Source organism: Parapedobacter sp. (assembly GCF_035556095.1).
GTDB lineage: Bacteria > Bacteroidota > Bacteroidia > Sphingobacteriales > Sphingobacteriaceae > Parapedobacter.
This window is the reverse complement of the sequence record NZ_DATMFT010000014.1, coordinates 18,749-41,995: the sequence shown is the minus strand read 5'-3', so window position 1 is coordinate 41,995 and position 23,247 is coordinate 18,749. Positions and strand designations below refer to the sequence as shown.

At 50.9% G+C, this 23,247-nt stretch carries 21 protein-coding genes; 16 read left to right on the top strand and 5 right to left on the bottom strand.

The annotated features are described in order from the left end of the window. Positions 1-51 precede the first annotated feature (51 nt). From VNQ80_RS06985 to rfbB, 6 genes are all read left to right on the top strand, one after another. Positions 52-2,493 carry a glycoside hydrolase family 71/99-like protein gene (locus tag VNQ80_RS06985; RefSeq protein ID WP_325636827.1) on the top strand — a complete coding sequence of 814 codons (2,442 nt, stop codon included), beginning with the start codon at positions 52-54 and terminating at the stop codon, positions 2,491-2,493. A 26-nt stretch (positions 2,494-2,519) separates the two neighbouring features. Further along, positions 2,520-3,653, top strand: coding sequence for a radical SAM family heme chaperone HemW (gene hemW, locus VNQ80_RS06980; protein ID WP_325636825.1), 1,134 nt, complete (start codon positions 2,520-2,522; stop codon positions 3,651-3,653). A 163-nt stretch (positions 3,654-3,816) separates the two neighbouring features. Then, positions 3,817-4,800, top strand: coding sequence for a UDP-glucuronic acid decarboxylase family protein (locus tag VNQ80_RS06975; protein WP_325636823.1), 984 nt, complete (start codon positions 3,817-3,819; stop codon positions 4,798-4,800). Further along, complete coding sequence (gene galE, locus VNQ80_RS06970; RefSeq protein WP_325636821.1) at positions 4,801-5,829, top strand: UDP-glucose 4-epimerase GalE; 1,029 nt, start codon at positions 4,801-4,803, stop codon at positions 5,827-5,829. Positions 5,830-5,838: 9 nt separating this feature from the next. After that, on the top strand, positions 5,839-6,420 hold the full coding sequence (locus tag VNQ80_RS06965) for a hypothetical protein (RefSeq protein WP_325636819.1): 582 nt from the start codon (positions 5,839-5,841) through the stop codon (positions 6,418-6,420). Then, positions 6,417-7,481, top strand: a complete 1,065-nt coding sequence (gene rfbB, locus VNQ80_RS06960) for a dTDP-glucose 4,6-dehydratase (protein WP_325636817.1) — start codon at positions 6,417-6,419, stop codon at positions 7,479-7,481. Before VNQ80_RS06965 ends, rfbB begins: the two co-directional genes overlap by 4 nt. Here the strand turns inward: rfbB and VNQ80_RS06955 are convergent. Both VNQ80_RS06955 and VNQ80_RS06950 read right to left on the bottom strand, forming a co-directional pair. Beyond that, a complete protein-coding gene (locus VNQ80_RS06955) occupies positions 7,478-8,104 on the bottom strand; it encodes a hypothetical protein (RefSeq protein WP_325636815.1) in 627 nt (208 codons plus the stop codon). The two genes, rfbB and VNQ80_RS06955, sit on opposite strands and share 4 nt — an antisense overlap. Positions 8,105-8,238: 134 nt before the next feature. Beyond that, positions 8,239-8,613, bottom strand: a complete 375-nt coding sequence (locus VNQ80_RS06950) for a hypothetical protein (protein ID WP_325636813.1) — start codon at positions 8,611-8,613, stop codon at positions 8,239-8,241. Positions 8,614-8,904: 291 nt separating this feature from the next. Here VNQ80_RS06950 and VNQ80_RS06945 point away from each other — a divergent pair, with 291 nt between their 5' ends. The 9 genes from VNQ80_RS06945 to VNQ80_RS06905 all read left to right on the top strand — a co-directional run bounded on the left by VNQ80_RS06945 (position 8,905) and on the right by VNQ80_RS06905 (position 21,815). Further along, positions 8,905-10,068: a hypothetical protein gene (locus VNQ80_RS06945; protein WP_325636899.1), complete on the top strand. Its 1,164-nt coding sequence runs from the start codon at positions 8,905-8,907 to the stop codon at positions 10,066-10,068. After that, positions 10,058-11,380 (top strand): regulatory iron-sulfur-containing complex subunit RicT, encoded by a 1,323-nt coding sequence (locus VNQ80_RS06940; RefSeq protein ID WP_325636811.1) that lies wholly within the window; start codon positions 10,058-10,060, stop codon positions 11,378-11,380. The genes VNQ80_RS06945 and VNQ80_RS06940 overlap by 11 nt, the downstream gene beginning before the upstream one ends. Positions 11,381-11,383: 3 nt before the next feature. Next, positions 11,384-11,860, top strand: coding sequence for a gliding motility lipoprotein GldH (locus VNQ80_RS06935; RefSeq protein WP_325636809.1), 477 nt, complete (start codon positions 11,384-11,386; stop codon positions 11,858-11,860). Between the two features lie 8 nt (positions 11,861-11,868). Continuing rightward, on the top strand, positions 11,869-12,057 hold the full coding sequence (locus VNQ80_RS06930) for a hypothetical protein (protein ID WP_325636807.1): 189 nt from the start codon (positions 11,869-11,871) through the stop codon (positions 12,055-12,057). Positions 12,058-12,193: 136 nt separating this feature from the next. Beyond that, on the top strand, positions 12,194-15,202 hold the full coding sequence (locus tag VNQ80_RS06925; protein ID WP_325636805.1) for a SusC/RagA family TonB-linked outer membrane protein: 3,009 nt from the start codon (positions 12,194-12,196) through the stop codon (positions 15,200-15,202). 12 nt (positions 15,203-15,214) lie between these two features. Continuing rightward, positions 15,215-16,765: a RagB/SusD family nutrient uptake outer membrane protein gene (locus VNQ80_RS06920; protein ID WP_325636803.1), complete on the top strand. Its 1,551-nt coding sequence runs from the start codon at positions 15,215-15,217 to the stop codon at positions 16,763-16,765. Positions 16,766-16,967: 202 nt separating this feature from the next. After that, the gene (locus VNQ80_RS06915) at positions 16,968-17,363 is read left to right on the top strand and encodes a PadR family transcriptional regulator (RefSeq protein ID WP_325636801.1); all 396 of its coding nucleotides are present in this window, start codon (positions 16,968-16,970) and stop codon (positions 17,361-17,363) included. Positions 17,364-17,422: 59 nt separating this feature from the next. Next, on the top strand, positions 17,423-19,075 hold the full coding sequence (locus VNQ80_RS06910; protein ID WP_325636799.1) for a PspC domain-containing protein: 1,653 nt from the start codon (positions 17,423-17,425) through the stop codon (positions 19,073-19,075). Positions 19,076-19,385: 310 nt separating this feature from the next. Then, positions 19,386-21,815 carry a TonB-dependent receptor domain-containing protein gene (locus VNQ80_RS06905; RefSeq protein WP_325636797.1) on the top strand — a complete coding sequence of 810 codons (2,430 nt, stop codon included), beginning with the start codon at positions 19,386-19,388 and terminating at the stop codon, positions 21,813-21,815. A 56-nt stretch (positions 21,816-21,871) separates the two neighbouring features. Here VNQ80_RS06905 and VNQ80_RS06900 read toward each other — a convergent pair whose 3' ends face one another. Then, positions 21,872-22,036, bottom strand: a complete 165-nt coding sequence (locus VNQ80_RS06900) for a hypothetical protein (protein WP_325636795.1) — start codon at positions 22,034-22,036, stop codon at positions 21,872-21,874. Positions 22,037-22,149: 113 nt separating this feature from the next. After that, positions 22,150-22,653 (bottom strand): flavin reductase family protein, encoded by a 504-nt coding sequence (locus VNQ80_RS06895; RefSeq protein ID WP_325636793.1) that lies wholly within the window; start codon positions 22,651-22,653, stop codon positions 22,150-22,152. A 41-nt stretch (positions 22,654-22,694) separates the two neighbouring features. Between VNQ80_RS06895 and VNQ80_RS20940 the strand changes: the two genes are divergently transcribed. Continuing rightward, positions 22,695-22,838, top strand: coding sequence for a helix-turn-helix domain-containing protein (locus VNQ80_RS20940; protein WP_414692984.1), 144 nt, complete (start codon positions 22,695-22,697; stop codon positions 22,836-22,838). A 29-nt stretch (positions 22,839-22,867) separates the two neighbouring features. On the opposite strand, the gene VNQ80_RS06890 is transcribed toward VNQ80_RS20940, so the two are convergent. Next, positions 22,868-23,212 carry a Smr/MutS family protein gene (locus VNQ80_RS06890; protein ID WP_325636791.1) on the bottom strand — a complete coding sequence of 115 codons (345 nt, stop codon included), beginning with the start codon at positions 23,210-23,212 and terminating at the stop codon, positions 22,868-22,870. Positions 23,213-23,247 lie beyond the last annotated feature (35 nt).

Sequence of the window (23,247 nt, the reverse complement as noted above, 5' to 3'; positions counted from 1 at the left end):
GATTGCCCACGAAGATATCGTCAACGGCGGTACCGAATTAATTCAATCAATATGACGCGGCAAAAATCAATCATCATCGGATCAGCGATTCTCCTCGCTTTGTCAATGGGACGGGCGGATGCACAAACCTCGTTGGGCACACAGCCTTCATACCAGTTCGCAGACGGCAAGGTATCGAAACAAGTGTTGGAAAATTACCTGAGCAAGAGCATTACACAAGCCGAGTTTTTGAACAGCGAGGGGTGCTATATCGATGGCCCTTATCCGCATAAGGCCGATGACGTACGGATGCTCAAGCATATCGGTGCTAAATTCATCGGGCGGGCACTCTATTCCTGGGGTAATGAGCGTTTTTACCTTACACCGTCATTTTGGGACGGTGCCGAGCATACCATGGCGTCGATGCATGCTTTTGACAGCACCTTGGTATTTCAAGCCTGTATTTTTGAGATTATATCGGAGAAAGTAGCGGATATCCCGGTTCCGGCATGGGTGTTTGAGACCTTCGGGCTTCCCATTGAGCATCGGCATTTCCGGTACGCGGATATGCTCAACCAAAATGGACAATTCGTGGACCATTGGCGTAAGGGGAGCAGTGTGCCAGACATAACCCGACAAGAAACGCAGTTGTTTTTCTATTTCCTAGCGTGTAGGTATATGGAGATAGGCATTGAAGCCATCCACTTTGGACAGGCCCAATTGATGGCTATGGGTGGAGAAAAAGAAAGCCTAGCGGCTTGGAAGACACTATTGAAACATGTAAGGGGCGCTGCCAAGAAACTTGCACGCCGTGGTACCGTGATTTGCGACTCGCATCTACCCAATGGCGGAATGGTTATGGATGGGCAGCTATTATTTGATTTCGTCTCTTTTCCGCTCCGTCTCCGCGAAATTACCGATAAACCGCAGCAGGTGGAGTTGGCGGTGGGGTACCTTGATGGCATTTATAAGAAGACCGTTGGTGGAGTTACCCCCAGCGGGTGGAGCTGCGAACAGAGCCTGTATTTGGTTGAATTTGACAACTTCGGCATTAGCGACCACCGCGATCAAGCTAATCTTGCTGATCATTACGCTTGGGGATACGATGAAATCACTTGGTTTCACAAACAACCGGACAGCTATCGGAATGCCTTCCTGCATTACGCCCACCAATGGGTGAGACAGACGGACCCCTTCGGCTTTTTGCAGATGCCTGGCAGCCGTGTAGTCACAGGTGCCGAAACCAACAGGTACCGTGCAAATACCCCCGGATCGGATAACCCGCTGGGAAAGAATCAGGAAAGCACCATTAAAGAAATCTGGGAACAACCGGTCTACTCTTCTTATACCGGGCTGGTAATGGCCGGTTACCAAGGTTGGTTTGCCGCCGAGGGCGATGACTCCAACCGGGGGTGGTATCATTACCGAGGGCGAGGAGGTGTTTTCCAACCGGGAAATACCAATGTAGATATGTGGCCGGATATCCGCGAATACACAAAAACATATAAATCACCGTTTAAATTCGCAGATGGCCGCGACGCATACCTATATAGTCCGTACGACGAGGAAAGCGTGGACCTCCATTTCAAATGGATGAAAGAATACGGCATCGATGGGGTCCACATGCAGCGCTTTGTGGCCGAAATCAACAACCATTCGGGAAAACGCCATTTCAATAAGGTGCTCCAGAATGCACTGAAAGCGGCAAAGAAATATGGGCGGGCCATCAGCGTGATGTATGATCTGAGCGGTTGCCGCAGTGAAGATATCGCATTGGTTGAAACAGACTGGAAGGAGCTCGTGGAAACATTCGAGTTGACAGATCTCGCTGTTAATCCAACCTATCTTTGGCACCGGGGGAAACCCCTAATGACCATCTGGGGAGTTGGATTCAATGACAAGAGACGTTATGCCATTGCTGACGTAGACAACCTAGTTGAGCGACTGAAATCAGAACACGATATTTCCGTTATGCTTGGCGTGCCCTATTACTGGAGTACATTGGGCCGGGATACCGAGCCGTCAGAAATGCTGCACACACTCGTCAGGAAAGCGGATATCGTGATGCCATGGGCCGTTGGCCGTTACAACAGCAAAACATTCGACCCATCCGTGGTTGGTGGAGACATCGCTTGGTGTGCTGCTAACGGCGTAGACTATGTCCCACTGGTCTTCCCGGGGTTCAGCTGGGGCAATATGAATCATAATCCGGAGATATACCATCAGATTCCGCGGCTAAACGGTGATTTCTTCTGGCAACAGGTGGTGGCAGCCAAACAGGCCGGTGCGCGCTCCCTATACCTTGCCATGTTTGACGAGATTGACGAAGGTACGGCAATATTCAAAACCGCAAACGAGAAGGACACTCCCCTGAACGGCGTTGAAGGACTTCGTTTTATCGGTATCGAAGACGATTTGCCGACTGACCATTACCTGTGGCTGGCCGGACAAGCGGCTGCTTGGTTTCACGGAAATGCGACATACAATGAAAAGCGACCGATGAGAAAGGAATAGTTGTTAAACAACGTTACCTTTGTGGAATGGCCGGTATCTATTTCCATATCCCCTTTTGCAAGCAAGCATGCCACTACTGCGATTTCCACTTTAGTACATCGCTGAAGCACCGCGATGACATGGTGGCTGCCTTATGTCGGGAGGTAGCGTTGCAATCAGGTTACCTCGCTGGCCGGGATGTGGTTATCGAAACCATTTATTTCGGGGGGGGGACACCGTCGTTGCTTTCCGCCGCGGATATCAATCGGCTGATCGGGGCTGTGGCAAGCCATTTCGAGGTTCGCCCCGGTGCCGAAGTTACCATCGAGGCCAATCCGGACGATTTGAGCGATGCATATGTGCAGGCACTGCGTGCCACACCCATCAACCGATTCAGTATCGGTATCCAATCGTTTTTTGAAGAAGACCTGCGGTGGATGAACCGTGCGCATAGTGCCGTGGAGGCTCATGAAGCCATCAAACGGGTACAGGATGCAGGCTATGGCATGATCACGGCCGATCTGATCTATGGATACCCGATCCTATCCGATGCGAAATGGCAATCCAATATCGGTCGCTTGGTGGCAATGGGTGTTCCACACATTTCTGCTTATGGTATGACCGTCGAGCCGCGAACGGCGCTCGCGGCATTCATCCGCAAAGGTAAGCAATTGCCTGTCGACGAAGGACAGGCCGCAGCCCAATTCAACCAGTTGATGGACGCGTTGGCGGCTGCCGGCTTCATCCACTACGAAATTTCCAATTTTGCCTTGCCGGGAAATTATGCCCGCCACAACAGCAACTATTGGAAAGGCGTGCCCTATATCGGCATCGGCCCCTCCGCGCACTCGTTTGATGGCCACTCGCGTCAATGGAATATTCGAAACAACGCACATTATATCAGGGTTATACAGGCAGACCGGGTGCCGTATGAGAAAGAAGAATTAAGCACCTCCGATAAGCTCAACGAGTACATTATGACTACTTTACGGACGATATGGGGGCTCAACCTCGACGTGGTAGAACGGCAATTCGGTCTGCGCTACCGCAGTGCACTCAAGGCCGTGCTGCCACGCTTTACCGCTACCGGCGACATTGCTATCGAAGGTCCGGTAGCTACCCTCACTCGGAAAGGGAAGCTGTTTGCCGACCATATCGCTGCCGAATTGTTCGTGGAGTAGTAGAATTTTGCCTGCGCTTGTCGCCGAAACGCGACAAAATGCAATGAACCGGCCTTAATTTTTGGTTGCGGCCGGTGGGGATGCTTGCATCTTTGCGATAATCCTTATATTCGCCTCGGATACATTAAAACCGAAAACTTAGTCGGTTAAGCTAAGAAACAAGATGTCGAGAAAACGTATACTCATCACCGGCGCGGCGGGCTTTTTGGGGTCACACCTTTGCGACCGCTTCATCAAGGAGGATTACCATGTCATAGGCATGGACAACCTGATCACGGGCGACCTCCGCAACATCGAGCACCTATTCAAACTCGAGCACTTCGAATTTTATAACCATGATGTATCCACATTCGTGCATGTGCCGGGTAAGCTGGATTACATCCTGCATTTCGCTTCGCCGGCCAGCCCGATTGACTACCTGAAGATCCCTATCCAGACCCTGAAAGTGGGTTCGCTGGGTACGCACCATTTACTGGGCTTGGCCCGGGCCAAGGGAGCGCGTATCCTGGTAGCCTCGACCTCGGAGGTATATGGCGATCCTACGGTAAGCCCGCAACCCGAAACGTACTGGGGCAATGTGAATCCGGTGGGGCCACGCGGCGTGTACGACGAGGCCAAGCGCTTCCAGGAGGCCATTACGATGGCTTACCACACGTTCCACGGCCTGGAGACGCGCATTGTCCGTATTTTCAACACCTACGGCCCGCGAATGCGGCTCAACGATGGACGGGTACTGCCGGCATTCATCGGCCAGGCCCTGCGCGGGGAAGACCTCACCGTTTTCGGCGATGGCTCGCAGACACGGTCGTTCTGCTATGTCGACGACCAGGTGGAAGGCATTTACCGCCTGCTGCACAGCGATCATCCCCATCCGGTCAACATCGGCAACCCCGACGAGATCACCATCAGGCAGTTCGGCGAGGAAATCATCAAGCTTACCGGCACCACCCAGAAGCTGGTATACCGTGACCTACCCGTGGATGACCCCAAGCAACGGCGTCCCGATATCACCAAGGCGCGTGAGCTGCTGGGTTGGGAGCCTAAGGTGGGCCGAGCAGAAGGGCTGCGGATTACTTATGACTACTTCATGTCGCTGCCCGACCAGGAAATAAAACATAAGGATTTTACATACTATAACAAAAAATAGATGAGCAGGATATTGGTTACAGGGGGTACGGGCTACATCGGATCACATACGGTAGTCGAACTGCAGAACGCGGGCTACACTCCCGTTGTGGTAGACAACCTGTCGAACTCCAACGTTGGAGTGCTGGACCAGATTGCGAAGATTACCGGTACCAGGCCCGAATTCCACAACTTCGATCTCTGTGACGAAGGGGCGGTGCGCGCATTCGTGGCCGGTCAGCCGGACATCACCGGCATCATCCACTTTGCAGCGTATAAGGCCGTTGGCGAATCGGTGCAGCAGCCGCTCAAATACTACCACAACAACTTTTTCTCGCTGATCAATCTGCTGAACGCGTACCGTGATAAGCCGGTTAACTTCGTGTTTTCATCGAGCTGCACGGTGTATGGCCAGCCCGATGAGCTGCCGGTTACCGAGGCCGCGCCGGTGAAGCGGGCGGAATCGCCCTACGGCAACACCAAGCAGGTTGCTGAGGAAATCCTATCGGAGACGGCAGCCGCCGCCGGCAACTACCAAGTGGTGTCGCTGCGGTATTTCAATCCGGTGGGTGCCCACGATACGGCGTTGATCGGCGAGCTGCCCCTGGGCGTACCGCAGAACCTGGTGCCGTTTATCACGCAGAGCGCCATCGGCAAACGCGGTCCCATCACCGTATTCGGCAACGATTACAATACGCCCGACGGGTCGGCCGTCCGCGATTATATCCACGTGGTGGATCTGGCGAAGGCGCATGTCGCGGCGATAAAATTGCTTGAGCGTGGCAACCCGAATGGCAATTACGACGTGTTCAACATCGGCACGGGCACGGGCAACTCGGTGTTGGAGGTGATCCTCGCATTCGAGGAATCGACCGGCGTGGCGCTCAACTATCGGATCGGGCCGCGCCGTACCGGCGATGTGGAGCAGGTGTGGGGCGACGTTTCCAAATCGACCGTCGAACTGGGTTGGAGAGCCGAGCTGGGTATTGCCGATATGATGCGGTCGGCTTGGAAATGGGAACAGTATCTGCAAGACCATCCGCTGACGTAGATCGGGGAGATGAGACTCAATCAACAACCGGCACTAAAAAAAGCCATTCTCGACCTGCCACAGGCGGAGAAGGACAAGCTGCTGGTGCGGTTGATCAATAAAGACGGGATGCTGATAAAGCAGCTGCATTTCCAACTGCTGGAAGATGAGTTCGATTTGGAGGAGCGTACTGCGGCACTTCTTGGCCAGCTGCAGCAGCTCATCGACCGGGCGGCAGGATACATCCCCAACATGCTTCGGTCGCGCAATGCGGACGCCATCATGGGTGAGCTGAAGTATGGGAGCGGCCTAATCAATGAGCATGCAACCGTTACGAAAGATAAAATGAGCGAAGTGCGGTGCCGATTGTGGTTAGTCTCACAAAGTTTTGCCCACTTCGGCCAGCTGTTTGAGGAACACCTGTACCAGCTGAATGACCGGCTGCTGCAATACCAGACCGGCCGGATGAAATACATCCTCGGGATATACGATAAACTGCATGAAGATTTGCAGTTTGAATTCCGGGACGAACTGAATAGTGCATTGGCCTTTGCGTACCAATCGGGCATGCGGCCCTATATGGAGGCGCAGGGCTTACCTAACGAAGTATGAGCAACACGAAAAAGAAAATTATCGTTACGGGCGGGGCCGGATTTATCGGATCGCATGTCGTGCGTAGGCTGGTAACCACCTACCCACAATATGAAATCGTTAACTTAGACAAGCTTACCTATGCGGGTAACCTGGCTAACCTTAAAGATGTCGAAACGGCACCCAATTATCGTTTTGTAAAAGGAGACATCACCGATGCAGCGTTTATAGATGATTTGTTTGCCACGGAAAAGCCCGATGCGGTTATTCATTTAGCAGCAGAATCGCATGTGGACCGGTCGATCAGCAGCCCGAATGAGTTCGTGCTCACCAATGTGGTAGGCACCGTTAACCTGCTCAATGCCGCCCGCGGGCAGTGGGTGGGAGCATATGACCAACACCGCTTTTACCACGTCTCTACTGATGAAGTGTACGGTGCCCTTGGCGATACAGGGATGTTTACCGAAGAAACCGGCTACGACCCCCATTCGCCATACTCGGCATCCAAAGCATCGTCCGATCACTTTGTACGGGCGTACCACGATACGTATGGAATGGATGTTGTGATCTCAAACTGCTCCAACAATTACGGTTCGCACCATTTTCCCGAAAAGCTGATCCCGTTGGCCATCAACAACATTAAAAACAATAAGCCCGTACCGGTTTATGGAAAAGGGGAGAATGTGCGGGATTGGTTATGGGTAGAAGACCACGCGCGGGCTATCGATGTGATTTTCCATCGGGCTGCATCGGGGCAGACCTATAACATCGGTGGGCATAACGAATGGACCAACATCGACCTCATCCGGTTGCTGTGCAGCATTCTGGACCGCAAACTGGGGCGTGCTGAAGGCGAATCGGCCAAGCTGATTACGTTTGTGAAAGATCGGGCGGGGCATGACCTGCGCTATGCCATCGACGCGAGCAAACTGGAACGCGACCTCGGATGGCAGCCGAGCCTGCAGTTTGAGGAGGGTTTGGAGAAAACGGTGGACTGGTACCTTGCCAACGAAGATTGGCTCAACGACGTCACTTCGGGCCACTACCAGCAATATTACGAGGAGCAATATACCCGGCGCTAGCGCGGAATGAGCCCGGTCTTCAAAAGAACGCTGGCGTCTACCTGCTTGTCGACACGGATATAGCCTGGATAGTTAAGCTGCTTGTTGCCCAGGGCCAGCGTGGGTTTGATGCTGAACGTGAGGTTTACCTTTTCATCCGTAGCGCCATCACGCGCACTTTTGATGAAAGCGAGCAGCTTCTGGAGCGTCTGCTGGTCGGAAAGGAATTGGTAAACGTTGGTTTGCAGTTTCACAGGAACGATAACGGTCTCACCGGCCGGTACTTCAATGGGCAGGTCTGATGTGCCGTCCAAGACTTCCCTGCCTTCTATGGCGATTTTGTAAGCGAATTGTTGAATCCCGGCCAGGTTGTTGGTCGGGTTGGTGATACGCAAGTTCAAAATGCCCGACAAGGGGATGTCGCGGTTGAGGAAGCCCAATGCCACGCCGGGTAGTCTACCGATATCTACTCGTCCGTTCGCTATCAGTTTATTTACGTCTGTGCCGGCTAAATATACGCTATCGGCTGAAATAAATGCATATTGGCATTTCTCGAGTGCACGTAAGGCCTTGGCTTGCCGGTCTACGCCGCACCCTGCAAGCAGGATGGAGACTGCTGCCACGAACTGCAAAATAATTCTCATGGTGCTGCACGCACAACATTGGGGCCAAACTCGCTTTCGGTTGTCTGATTTATTCGACTGATTGTCTGGAATAGTAAACTGGAATAAAAAAAACGGCCAGCATGCTGGCCGTTTTTCAATATGTTGTACATCGCTTACCGGCTGCAATCTGCCGTCCATGTGCCCCTATCATTAGTGACGCCGATGTCGAGCGAGCTTGCTGTAATTCGTATACCTGTGAGTCCATCGCCAACACTGACATATACATTGTCATCCCCCTCTTCGAAACGTACGCCGGTGATATCCGGAATGCCGCTTCCGAATATAAAGGAGTACGAACTACCTACCTTGGTTACCGTTACTTTTCCGTCATCATCGATGATGGTTTCACCATCACCATTGAATGATATCGTGCCTTCGTACGTTCCAACAAACAAGTCCCTATCGGCAGGATCGGTGTCCTTGTCGCACGCAACCATAAATAGCAATGATACCATCACAAATGTTCCAATCATTTTCATTGTTTTCATAACGTTCTCCTTTTTGTTACGCCTACAAATAGGCAAGGGTTATGCCAAAATGACTTGGACGGCAACAGATACCATGCGTTGCCAATTCGATTATTTCGTCATCCAACGGCAGAACTTTCCACCAGAACTTTAGATTTTGCGAATAACTTTGGGGCATCGGTCCCGTAATATGCAAACTCGTCTGCCTGCCGAAAGCTACCAACATTCCCCACCTTTTACGTACCTTTGGAAAATCGGGCCCGTGGCATGAATGATGCTGAGGGTCTAACGGACAAATACAGTAGAGAACGCATGTTATTCAAGGAAATAGGCGGGCAAGAAGCGGTGAAACGACACCTGATTAATACCGTGCAGGAAAATCGGGTAAGCCATGCGCAGCTTTTTTTAGGGCCGGAGGGGAGCGGAAGCTTGCCGTTGGCCGTAGCCTACGCCCAATACCTCAACTGTGAAAACCGGCAACCGACCGATAGTTGTGGCGAATGTGCATCTTGCCGCAAATACAACAAGTTAATACACCCCGACCTCCACCTATCCTATCCTTTTTTTGCAAAACATAAGGAAGATACCGCCGCAACATATGCGGAAGCTTGGCGCAAAGCTTTTTTAAGCAACCCATATATGGGTATCGGATATTGGAGGGACCAACTGGATGCCGAAAACAAACAGGCAAACATCAACATTGCCGAAGCGCATCATATCATCAAAAAACTGAGCCTGAAAGCCTTTGAAGCGAAGTACAAGGTGCTCATCATGTGGCTGCCCGAGTACCTGGATACCCAGGGCAATGCGCTGCTGAAACTTATCGAGGAACCTCCGGAAAACACATTATTCCTTTTGGTGGCCGAGAACCCTGATAAAATATTGAATACCATTATATCACGCACACAGTTGGTGAAGATAAACCGCCTGGATAACGCCAGTGTAAGTCGTTACTTGGTAGGCATGCACGGTGTGAGCGAACACCAGGCCAACGAAATTGCGTTCATCAGCAACGGAAACCTGCAACAGGCCATCAACCTGCTGGGTGAAGATAATAACGGTTATTTCAACCTTATGGTACGCTGGCTGCGCTACTGTGTAATGGATGCCGGTGCGGACATCATCAAGGCCTGCGAGGATGAATTGTTGAAGTTGGGCCGCGAAAATCAAAAAAGTTTCTTACTTTACGCCATTAATATGATGCGGCAGGCGGTATTGTTAAAGGCCGGCATGCTGCAAATGATTCACTTACCCGCCGCCGAATTGGATTTCGTGCAGAAGTTTGGCAAGCATTACCAATTGGGACAGGTGGAAGAAACGGTACGGTTGCTCGAAGAGGCACACTATCATATTGAACGCAATGCGAATCCGAAAATATTGTTTTTAGATTTATCTTTGCAGTTAGTTTTAATTTTTAAGTATCAAACGTTCCGCCGGCAGGTGGACTCTATATATAGCGATAATTATGGGATGTAGCAGTTGCTCATCCGGCGGCGGGTGTGGTACTGCTGGTACTGCACCGGCAGGTTGCCAGAATCACGGTACCTGCGGCACGAGCGGATGTAATAAGTTGAATGTATACGATTGGCTGGCCGACATGGACATGCCAACAAATTATAAACCCTTCGATATTGTGGAGGTCCGGTTTAAGGGATCCCGGAAAGAATTTTACGTCAACCACGAGAACCTTTACCTCGAAATGGGCGAAATGGTAGCCGTAGAACCCAATACGGGAGGATACGATATCGGCCATGTATCAGTGACCGGTGAATTGGTGCGTCTTCAGCTGAAAAAGAATAAAGTGACCGCAGAAAGCGTAACCAAAAAGATATACCGTAAGGTAACCGACGCCGATATCAAAAAATGGCAAGCGGCGAAAGACCTGGAGTGGGAAACCATGCATCGCGCCCGCAAGCTGGCGCTAGACTTGGGGTTATCGATGAAAATCAGCGACGTAGACTACCAGGGCGACAAAAGCAAGGCTACCTTTTATTATACGGCCGAAGGGCGGGTAGACTTTCGGGAACTCATCAAACGTATGGCGGAAGCGTTCCGTATCCGTATCGAGATGCGCCAGATTGGTATGCGGCAAGAAGCCAGCCGGCTGGGGGGGATTGGCTCCTGTGGGCGTGAGCTCTGTTGCTCCACTTGGCTCACAGACTTCAAAACCGTATCAACTTCCGCAGCGCGGTACCAAAATCTGTCACTCAATACACTTAAGCTCGCGGGTCAGTGTGGGAAGCTAAAATGCTGCCTCAACTACGAGCTGGACAGCTACATGGATGCGCTCAAAGATATTCCCAACAACATCGAGCGGATAGAAACACAGCGCGGAACGGCATACCTGCAGAAAACGGATATCTTCAAAAAACTGATGTGGTTTACCTATCCCGGAGAGGAAAACTGGATTCCGCTGACCACCGACCGTGTAAAAGAAATCCACCAGCTCAATAAAGAAGGGGTGAGACCGGAAGAAATTGGCGCTGTCGTGCTGGAGGAAGTCGTGGAAGAGAAACCTGTAAGTTACGACTACGAGAATGTGGTAGGCCAGGATAGCTTGACACGTTTGGATGAGCGCAATAAGAAAAAGCGCCGCAGTAAAGGCAAGCAGAAGCCCGAGGGGCAACGACCGGGGCCTAAACCCGAAAATAAGGCACGCAATGCGGGGCAGTCGACTCCACCGTCTCCCGCTGACGAGGGGAAACCGAAATCGAAAAAACGGTTCCGGGGCAACCGCCGTGGTAAGTCAGGAGGAACACAACAACCCGGTGGAACCCCAAACCAATAGTCCATGCAGCACGGATCGACAATATGGCGATTGGTTTTTGCATTAGGCATACTGGTTATATCGTGTACAGATACGGCCGTGGTAGACAAGAACGTAGCCATTGCCGACAACACTTGGCATTATGACGACCAACCCCGACTGACAGCACATATTACCGACACGGGCCAACGGTATAATATCTACCTGAACCTACGCCATACGCCCGACTACCGGTATTCGAATATTTTCCTGCTTGTGCACCAGTCGGGGCCGGGTATCAAAGACACGACGGAACGGTTTGAACTGCGCCTTGCCGCTCCTGATGGCCGTTGGTTGGGCCGCAGTACCGGTAGCATGTATGCCCATCAGGAACTCATCAGGCAAAATATCCATTTTCCGGATACAGGGCTATACCACTTTATCATTGAGCAAAACATGCGCGAAAACCCACTGCGCGAGGTTGCGGATGTGGGGCTGCGGGTTGAGCCCGTAGCGCGATAGGAACAACCATGGGAAGACTACAAAGCCTTATCAAACACCCTTACTTTAGTTACTTGTACGTCTTCGTGGTGGTATTCTGCCTCATCTGCTTACTCGCATTGCCCCAAGGCCACCCGCTAACAACCTGTGCCGTGATAGCGGGTGTGGTGATGTTTGCCCTCCACCGCTATAGAAAGTGGTTGTTGAAGAAGCAGTAAAAAAGAATATTCCTTAAAAAAACAAATCAACACCCTCTTTGTTAGGAAAGCAGTGCTTGACGGTAAACCGTCGATCAACGGCTTTTGATCATCATGAACCCGTGATCAATAACCAATTATTAACAAACAAAGCATTATGAAAACAGTTGTATTCTTTTTTCGGCGCGTAGGCGGTTTCGTTTGTGCGTTGTTGGCATTGCTATGGGCCATGCCAGGGTATGCCCAAACAGGTGGCATACAAGGTAAAGTATTGGACGAAAGCCAGCAACCGCTGGTTGGTGCGTCCGTGCACATTGTTGAATTGAACCGGCAGGCCGGAACGAATGAGCAAGGAAATTATTCCTTTACCGGCATTCCGGATGGTAGCTATACCCTCACGGTATCCTACATTGGTTATGAACAAGCCGAACGTACCGTCACGGTATCGGGGTCGGTGCAAGTGGTCGATTTCGGCCTCACATCGAGCGGGGAAAGCTTGGACGAGGTAGTCGTAATCGGTTACGGTACGGCGAGGCGTAGGGATCTCACCGGCTCGGTAGCGTCGGTGCAGGCCAAGGATTTCAACAAAGGCGTTATTGCGGCACCCGACCAATTGATACAAGGACGAACAGCGGGCGTGATGGTCATCAACAACACCGGCCAGCCGGGTGGAGCTACTACCGTGCGGATACGGGGTAATTCATCCATCCGTGCCGGAAACAACCCGCTGTTCGTGGTGGATGGCATTCCGCTATCGGGTACATCCGCACGGCCGGGCGGATCCGGCGGATACGGGTCTGACGGTGGTAACCCACTCAGTTACCTCAACCCGAATGATATCGCCAGTATGGATATTTTGAAGGATGCATCTGCAACCGCGATATACGGCTCACGTGGTGCCAACGGCGTCGTGATTATCACCACCAAACGTGGACAAACGGGGACACCCATACTGAACGTGATGGCGTCTACCGGCTTTTCCACATTGTTGAAGAAACCTGAGGTACTCTCCGCCGATGAGTTCAGGCAAGCCGTGCAATTTTATACACCAGACGATACCCAAGCCGACCACGGTGGGAATGTCTATGCTTTTGATGCAATTACCCGGACGGCCATGACCCAAAATTATAACGTGGATGTATCGGGCGGAAATGCCGACGGTCGTTATCGGGTTTCTGCAGGCTACCTGGATCAAAACGGAATAATTGAAACCTCCCGGCTGCGTAAATATACAGCCAATCTGAGCAGCAGTTTCCGCTTCTTGGAAAGCAAGAAGCTGGGACTCGACATGAACTTGCTGGCCACACAGAATAATGAAAACATTGCGCCAATCGATTACGGTGTTGGATTCGAGGGAAACGTCATCTCCCAAGCGCTGCAATGGAACCCCACATTGCCGCTGCGGGATAGTGACGGCGAATTGGCTTATCAATCACCTTCGCTTATTAACCCATTGACTGCACTCGAAGCATACAAGGACATCGCGGTGGTCAATACCATTTTAGCGAGCTTTGCACCCTCCTATAAAATAACCGACGAGCTGGAGTATAAGCTGTTGTACAGTTTCACCAGGCAAACAGGTAGGCGCACGGGGCGGTTTATCGCGGGGATGATTAACCCGAGCAATGTGAATAACGGAGGTGCGTTCATTGGCAATGATTTCGAGACCAACCACCAGCTCACTCATACGTTGTCATTCAACAAAGATATTGCAACGGATCTCAACCTGAATGCCGTGGTGGGCTATGAATACCTGAGCTTCGATACACGATGGAATTCGGAAAGCGGAACCGGCTTTTCCGAACTGGGTGACCTCGACTACTATGACTACCTCGATTATGCCATAGCCAGTAACCGATCGATTAATTCTTACCGGTACCCGACCAACGAATTGCAGTCGTTCTTTGCCCGTGCAGCATTCAACTATGCGGATCGCTACCTATTAACCGGAACCATCCGCCGCGACGGCTCCACCAAGTTTGGAGAAAACAATAAGTACGCTAACTTTCCATCGTTGGCGTTCGCGTGGAACGTCTCCAATGAGGCGTTTATGCAGGATAGTGAGCACATCAGCAACTTGAAAGTCCGACTGGGTTGGGGGCAAACCGGTAATCAGGAATTCCCATCGGGTGCTTCGAAAGATCGCTACGTATTCGATGCCCAGAGTATTAGTCAGGAAAATTTCGGTAATCCGAACCTGCGATGGGAGAGTTCGGCAACCATCAATGCCGGTATCGATTTCGGGCTTTTCCAAGAACGGCTTTCAGGGTCTATTGACTATTTTAAGAAATCCACCACCGATGCCCTATTTGAACAAACACTCGCCCAGCCGGCACCTGCGGGCCGGATTTGGGTCAATCTAGATGGTGAAATCGTTAACGAAGGCGTAGAGCTCGCCTTGTTCGGCAATATTATCCAGAACGATAACTGGATTTGGAACCTGTCCGCCAACGCGACATTGCTGCGAAATGAGGTTAACGGTTTATTGGGTTATTATGAAACCGCAGCACTGCGGGGGCAGGGTTTCTCGGGTGTACTCGGGCAGCGGATGGTGAGTGGCCAACCGCTGAACGTGTGGTATTTGGCCCGGTTTGAAGGTATAGACCCTACAACCGGCATGAGCATGTACCGTGGGTTGGACGGTGACGTCAGCACAGCGGTAGACCCCGCGTTGAATAAGTTTTACGTAGACAGCCCTAATCCCACATCGTTGTTAGGCATATCCACTGATGTTACTTACAAGCGGATTACAGCAACCCTTAATATGCACGGCGCCTTTGGCCATTACCTCTTCAATAATACGATGGCTACGGTGTTGGGTGTAAACAATTTGTCTAATCGGAATATTGCAAAAGTTAACTTCGATCAACAAGCGGGTGAATCCACGTCCAACTCGGCTGCACCCTCAACCCGTTACCTAGAGAAAGGTGATTTCCTGAAGTTGTCGAACCTGACCTTGAGCTACAACGTGGGAAACCTCGGGGGTATACGTAATGTAAACGTTTCACTCACCGGCCAAAACCTGTTCGTCTTTACAGGGTACAATGGGTTTGATCCCGAGGTAAACACCGATGGTACCACAGACGGAATACCCTCGCTTGGCATTGAGTACATTCCCTATCCACCGGCACGGACATTTTTGTTGGGCCTTAATTTTTCACTGTAAAATGTTGGAACCATGAAGACATTAAAAATATATCGCGTTGTCGTATTAGTTGTTGCAGGCTGGTCTTTTTCCTGTACCGACCTGAATGAGCAGCTTCGGAGCGAGCTGGAACAAGGGGTGTCGAATGTGAATACGGCCGATCTGCTGATCGGTGCCTATACCGCCCTGAATACCCCCTACCACCAAGATCAACGGTGGGTGCTTGAAGAAATTTCCACCGATGCGGCCATGGCACCTACCCGGGGCGGCGACTGGGACGACAATGGAATTTATCGGGCTATCCACCAGCATACGTGGAACCCTGACAACTCCTTTATGAACAGTACATTCGTTAGTTTGCTTGGTGCTCAGTTTCAGGCGTCGAACGTGTTACGTAGTGACCCTACCCCACGGCAAGCCGCTGAAGCCCGCTTTATCCGCGCACTAAGCATGTATGACGTATTGAGCCTATGGGGTATGGTGCCTTATCGCGAAGAGCTGGATGATTTTCGCGTACCGCCAGAAACGTTGCAAACGCAGGATGCCATTGATTTTATTGCTAACGAACTGACCGCCATCATGGGCGACCTTCCAAGCTCAGGTGAGGCATATGTAGCCAATCAGAACGCTGCCCGGGCGTTGCTCATGAAATTGTATCTGAACAAAGGCACGTTCCTGAACCGCGAAAATCCGACGTTTGATGTAACTGACATGAACCAAGTAATTACGCTGGCTGAGGATATCACCGGGAGTGGTGAATACACCATTTCGCCAGCAGGGAAGTACTTCGACAATTTCGCGCCGAATAACGATGCGGTTTCCACAGAGAATATTTTTACGCTCCACAACGAGTTTGGCGTGCGGGGTGGAAGTGTGGACCGAACATGGAATACGATAGCCCATTACAATATGACGCCGGGTGGATGGAACGGCTGGTGTACCCTATCAGACTACTACGGTCTGTTTGAGGCGGAGGATGAGCGGGTGGGCATTTACTATGCATATCCGGCTGATACGATGGATAACCCCGGAGAGCGGCGTAATGTCGGGTTTCTCGTTGGCCAGCAGTATAATTTAGAAACCGATGAACCCCTGATGGCGAGAAATCCATCGTCGCAACCGCTGGTATTTACGCCTGAGGTAACGCTCAGAACTTCGGGCAATACCCTGGAGACCGCCGGCATCCGGGTAATGAAGTATGCGTTCGACTATAGTGTGCCGTCGGGCCAACGTAATAATGACTGGGTGGTATTCCGGTATGCAGATGTGCTGCTAATGCAAGCAGAGGCTATATTACGCAGTGGCACCGGTTCTGCGGCGGAGGCGCTCGCCTTGGTAAACGACATCCGCGAAAATAGAGGTGTAGGGCCGTTTACCGAGTTAACCCTCGACAACCTGCTCGATGAACGTGGACGCGAACTGTATTGGGAGGGCTGGAGACGGCAGGACCTCATCCGGTTTGGCAAATTTTTGGAGCCTTGGCAGGAGAAACCTGCTGATGCAGGTCCGCACACCCTGGTATATCCCATTCCGAGCCAGCAAATTGCGGTAAACCCGAATTTGGAGCAGAACCCGGGCTACTGATAACAGTCGCCAACGCCGGAAAATAAAGCCACGATGGTGGGTGCCATCACCCCAGCCATCGTGGCTTTTTCGATGAATAGCTATTTCCTTGCCTACTCATTTTCAATGCGACTTAAATTTTTTACTCTGAATATCAGGATTTTATAAAAGTATATACTACTATGTATTGCATAGTACAAACTAAAACATATATCTTTGCATTATGATAGTAGACAACACGCAAACCCAAATGAGGAAGGGGATACTCGAATACTGTATCCTTTCGATTATCTCGCGAGGCGAGATATACGCCTCAGACATCATTGGCGAGCTTAAGAAAGCGCGGTTATTGGTGGTAGAGGGTACGTTATATCCTTTGCTTACCCGGCTAAAAAACAACGGGCTGCTCAGCTATGTTTGGAAAGAATCCACATCTGGCCCCCCCCGCAAGTATTATCAAATCACACCGGCCGGAACTGAAGTACTCAATAAGTTGGACACCACTTGGGAGGAACTGGTTTTTGCCGTGCAGACCTCGATGGCGGGGCGACTGCAAGCAGCGGGTGGGGAAGAACCGAACAGTGTGGCGGGAAGCGATCCGGAAGAAAAAAGCAACTAGTAGACAGCAGAAAGGCAAATAGCAATAGCAAACAAAAAGACAATAAAAACCACAAGAAAATGAACAGGACCATCATCATTAACATAAACGGAATCGTCTTCCACATCGAAGAGGATGCCTATGACGTGTTGCGCTCCTATATGATCGAGGTGAAGAAGCACTTCGGGAATACAGCGGATAGCCATGAGATCGTGGGCGACATCGAGAACCGCATTGCGGAGATGTTTAACGACCGCATCGTGCAGGGCAAAAAGGAAGTCGTAACCATGCAGGATGTCAACGATGTCATCGCCCAAATGGGACGGGTGAGCGACTTTGAAACCGAAGGGCAGGAAGAAGGCTATGCATCGGCCGAAGGATACGATTTTGCACCACACAGTGGGGAACGTAAACTGATGCGTGACCCCGACGACAAAGTGTTCGGCGGTGTCTGTAGCGGACTGGGGCATTATTTTGCCATCGAAGCAAGGTGGGTGAGGCTGATCCTGGTACTGCTGTTTATCTTTGGCGGTACGGGTTTCCTGCTTTACATCATCCTTTGGATCGTGATGCCCTTGGCCCGTACGCGCGCCGACCGCATGGCCATGCGTGGCGAAGCACCCAATCTGCAGAATTTCAAACGTAGTTTTCAGGAGGAGATGGAGGGCCTCCGTTCAAATTTTACCGGAGCCGAGGCGGGTATTAGGCGCGGACTCAACTCGGCTGGAAATTTTTTGGTGCGCGCATTTGTCATATTGGTGAAAATCCTCGGCGTACTCGTAATCGTCGGGTTGTGTGGCGGACTAATCGTGTTGGTAGTCGCCATCATCGCTAGTTTCGGGTTCTTCGGAAACGGTGTCGGTATGGCTATGTTTCCGCTCAATGTGATCGAGCCGGATTTTCGTACGCCGATGCTGGTCGGTGCCCTGGTCGTAGCCATCATCCCATTCATTGCATTGGTGGCCCTGATCATACGGATCTTGTTTAACCGGAGTGCCATGGGGCAATACACCGGGTTTACGTTGTTGATCGTATGGTTGATTGCCGTGGGCTTCACCGTGGTATATGCCACACGTACACTCAACGATTTCCGTGAGGAAAGTACCGTAGTGGAAGAGCGGTCGTTGGAAAAGCACCCGGCGTACCGCCTTACAAGAAACGATATGACGGTAATCCGTCTCCAGCGCGATTCGTCAGACCGGATATCCAGTATCCGTGAGCGGGCCGTCATCCGCAACCGGAATATCCTTGAGGGGCAAAGCCGTATGTATATGCGCATCGTAAAAGTGGATTCCCTCCAAACGCCCTCACTTACTTACGAGTATTCGGCACATGGGGCCACGTACGAACGGGCAGCTGAGCGGGCCGGAAAAATCGATTACGATTTTCAACAACACGGCGACACACTCGTGTTTGGTAGCCACTTCCGTATTGCTAATGACGACCTGATGCGCGATCAACAACTCCATCTTAAGCTGAATATCCCGGTAGGGGCCAGATTGATCATCGACAGGGATTTACAACGCCATATCTACGACCTGCCGTTCAATCAGTGCGCCGAAAATTACGATGAGTCGGATCGGCCTGATAAAACGGAGTGGGTGATGACAGCTTCCGGCTTGAAATGTGCAATTGCACCTCCACTCCCCGCGGAAACACCAACGATTATCGATACCGTTCGTATAGACAGCGTGCCCCGCGCAGCTATCGACACCGTAGCGGCTGTCAACTAGGTGTCCGTCAAAAGGGGCCATATAGATGGATGTTAAAAATTATTTGGGCAACGATGCAACTTTTCGATTCGTCAATGCGTCTTACCAACAACGTGCGCGGCTCAATAACGAAAAAACGCGAGAACATGGGCAAAACCGAAATGGTTTATAGTTGCAATGCCTGTTCGTTAAATTAAAATAAGCAATACGTAACATACCTAATTTACAGCAGGTTGAAAAGATGGATGCTTTTTGACAGGGGAGTGTTATGCACCGCTTCATGCGAGCGCTTATTGATGCCACTGAATAAAGAATGAATAATATTTTTCTGATGAACCAATTTTATATAGTGATAACTGCACTCCTTGTTTGCTGCGGTGCTGGCGTGTACGCCCAGCAGGCAACCCTTGCCGGGAAGGTGGTTGATGAACAGGCCCAACCACTCGACTTGGCGACCGTGCACCTGTTGAATATGAAAGACTCAACGGTTGTCCGTACCGTCTTTCCCGACAAGCAGGGTGGGTTTACGTTTGCGGGCATTGCACCGGGTAGCTACCGCGTTACCGCTGTACTTGTTGGCTATGACGATGGGGCCAGCGAACCGATTGTGGTTACATCGGCCGCAAGTAGCACGACCGTTGGTACATTGGTGCTAAATAGTGGCAATACCGTGTTGGAGGAGGTGACCGTGGCAGCACCCCAACAGCCCTTGGTGGAACGCCGGGCCGATATGTTGGTGGTGAATGTAGAGAACTCCACCTTGGCAGCGGGCAATACCGCGATGGATATTCTTGAGCGCTCACCCGGTGTAACCGTAGATAAGGACGACAACATCAGCCTCATGGGAAAGCAAGGTGTCACGGTGATGATCGACGGCAGGCAAACCCATCTCTCAGCCGAACAATTGGCCAATTTCCTCCGGAATACGGATGGTAACACCATCAAATCGATCGAGCTGATTACCAATCCGTCTTCCAAGTACGATGCCTCGGGAACAGCAGGTATGATCAATATTGTGCTCAAAAAAAATCGGTTGGCGGGTACCAATGGTTCGCTGACACTGGGCGCCGGCTACGGATTCGGCCATAAGGCCAACACATCGCTCAACCTGAACCATAAGCAAGGCCCAGTGAATGTATATGGCACGTATAGCTACATGAACAATCGGGGAGGTAATGAAATCGATATTTTCCGGTCCATTTCATTACCCGGCGGAGCCAATACCGATTTCCAGCAGTACACCGACTTTATACGACATCATTCGAGCCACGCTTACCGGGGCGGCGTCGATTACCAAACGTCCGACCGTAACGTGATCGGCATATCGCTCAACGGGTATGCCAGTGGCAACGACAACAACAATTCGAGCCATACCCTCATTGGCCAAACCATCCTGTCGCCGGACTCGACGCTTACCACCGCGTCGATTTTCGATGGCCGTTATACGAGCTTGGCGGTGAATGTCAACAACCAGTTCACGATAGACACCAATGGTCGTAAATTGGTGGCCGATGTAGACATCTCCCGCTTTTCGAATCACAACAAAGCCAACTACAACAATACGCTCTTCTTGCCCTCGGGCGACATGAAAGACGAGCCGTTGCTGTCGCGCAGCGACATGCCTACCATCATCGATATCCGCGTGGCCAAAGTGGATTACACTCACCCATTCGGTAAGGATAATAAGCTGGAAGCCGGGGTGAAGTACAGCAACGTAGCATCCGACAACGACATGCGCTTTGAAAACCGGGTGGGCGGCGTGTGGCAAAATGCCGGGAACCGTACCAATCACTTCGTATATGAAGAACAGGTGGCCGCTGCCTACCTCAACTACCATACCCAGTTGGGTAAATGGGATATCCAGGCTGGGCTCCGTAGCGAGTATACCGTTTCGGATGGCAACTCCATTACGTTGGCCAACCGCATCAAGCGTGACTATATCGACTTCTTCCCCAGTGTGTTCGTGAATTACAACCTCTCGGACAATCACCAATTCGGTTTGTCTTATAGCAAACGCATCAACAGGCCGAATTACGGAAATCTTAACCCCTTCGAGTACTTCCTCGATCAGTATACCTTCGAAAAAGGAAATCCGTACCTACGGCCGGAATATACCCATGCCTTCGACCTGTCGTACACCCTATTGCAGCGCTATAACCTGAGCGCGGGCTACAGTCGCACAAATGACGTCATTGCCGAATCGATGAATCAGAATGACGAAACAAAACAGACGTGGGTATCGCGGGATAATCTTGCCAAACAGGACGTCTGGTATGCCAACGTGAATGCGCCGGTGAAAATCGCAAAATGGTGGGACACCAACAACAATCTGAATGCCTTTTACATGGCTTTTGATGGGCCGTTGAATGGCGAGCAGCTTCATCAGGGGCAGTTTGCTTGGCAGTTGCGTAGCAACCATACCTTTACGATATGGCCAACCTTTACAGCAGAAGCATCGGCGAATTACCGCTCGTCACTGATCTACAGCGTGTATCGCATTGGTGCGCAATGGTCTATCGATGCCGGGTTGAACAAGTCGTTTTACGATAAGAAGGTAAACCTTAAATTTTCGGTCAGCGATGTTTTCGATACCCGTGTGCAGGACGTACGTACGCACTTTGGGGGCTTGCATGCCATTATCAATCAGAAAAACGAAACAAGGGTTGCGCGGCTTACCCTAACCGTCAACTTTGGTAGCCTCAAGAACGGCGCCCGCCGTGAGACCCAGAGTGAGGAGAAAAGCCGTATCAGTATGCCTTAGTGTGTTTGGGCATATTAATTTGTGGTTCGCCGTCCCGCCTCAGGCGGGACGGTTTTTTACTGGGATGCGCGCGCGTTCCAACCCTGTTCCCTTGCTGGCCATTGCCGGATGACCTCACGTACGGCTTTGATGGCGTCTTCTTTTTTCTCCAGGCTATTATCCCAATTATAGATATCTAAAAATAGGCAGTCCCTGGTGAAGATTGTTTTGAAGAGGGTCACAATGTATGTTATTTTCAGTAATGTGTACCTGTTTGTCTGCCTTAATCCTTTTTGCCGTCGGTAAGTCAGGGTTTAGTGGTTTTGAGTATCATCATGTCGTTTACATGTAAATTTCATGCGTCTAAAATAAGGTCACTGGTCGGTACGCAACTACAAGGTAAGCATTGCCCTGTATTGGGTTTCACCATGGTAGGGTGGGTATATTTAATGGTGCCTTCTTGTATCGTAGTAAGGCAGGTGCCGCAATCACCAAATAGGCAACCCGAGCTGATTTCGATATCATTTGCCTCGGCAAACTCCAGTATAGAAGTAAATCGGCTGTCCCATTGGAACGTTTTACCGGATTTACAAAACCTGATGGTACGTATCTCCGCATTCGTTCCACTGTTGGATGGTAAAACCTGCTCGGTAGTGGCGCTGTCCAGGTCCGAGTGGAAAGATTCGGTATGAACCGATGTAGCGTTTACCCCTGCAGCAACCAGTTCCTCCCTTACAAAGTCCAGCATCGGTGCAGGGCCACATATATAGTAGTCTGTAGCGTCGTATAGATGCGCTGCGATAGCTGTTGGACTTATTAGGCCTTGATAATCAAAATCCACACCCTGTATATCCGTCATGCTTACCTCGTTGTAAAAGGTGGTAATCTTGAAATTGGGGTATGTTTGTTTCCGACAAGTCAATCTCTGAAATCGGCTATGAGTGTGGCTACAACAGCATATCCAATTTCAATAAGCAATTTAGTACCATCACCGGATTGGCTCCTCGGGCTTTTAGAGAACGATATTTTGCTGGTTTCGATTAGCAGCCGTACTTTTTTCGTATTTCAGGCCCTTATCCATAATGGATAATCACTTGAACAGCTCCCGGATTGAAAAACGAGGGTTCAAACGATTCGATAAGGCCCTTTTGCTGGTAAACCCGCAGTTCGTGGTATACCCGTTCGCGCAAAGTGCCGGTTCCATGCCCATGGATGAAGCGGATTTCCCGTTGGCGCTGGTCAATGGCCTTATCAAGTGCCGCCCGCATACGCTCGATGCTTAACTGTACCATTCGCTCGTTGCTTAGCCCTGACGTGTTGCGCATGAACGCCTTGAGATGCAAGTCTACTTCCTGTACCGATGCCATATAACAAAAGTATGGAATTTCTAGGTCCATTAATCCTCTTTTTCGAAGCATACGTTCACAAGTAAGAGGTGGGTGAAACTACCGGA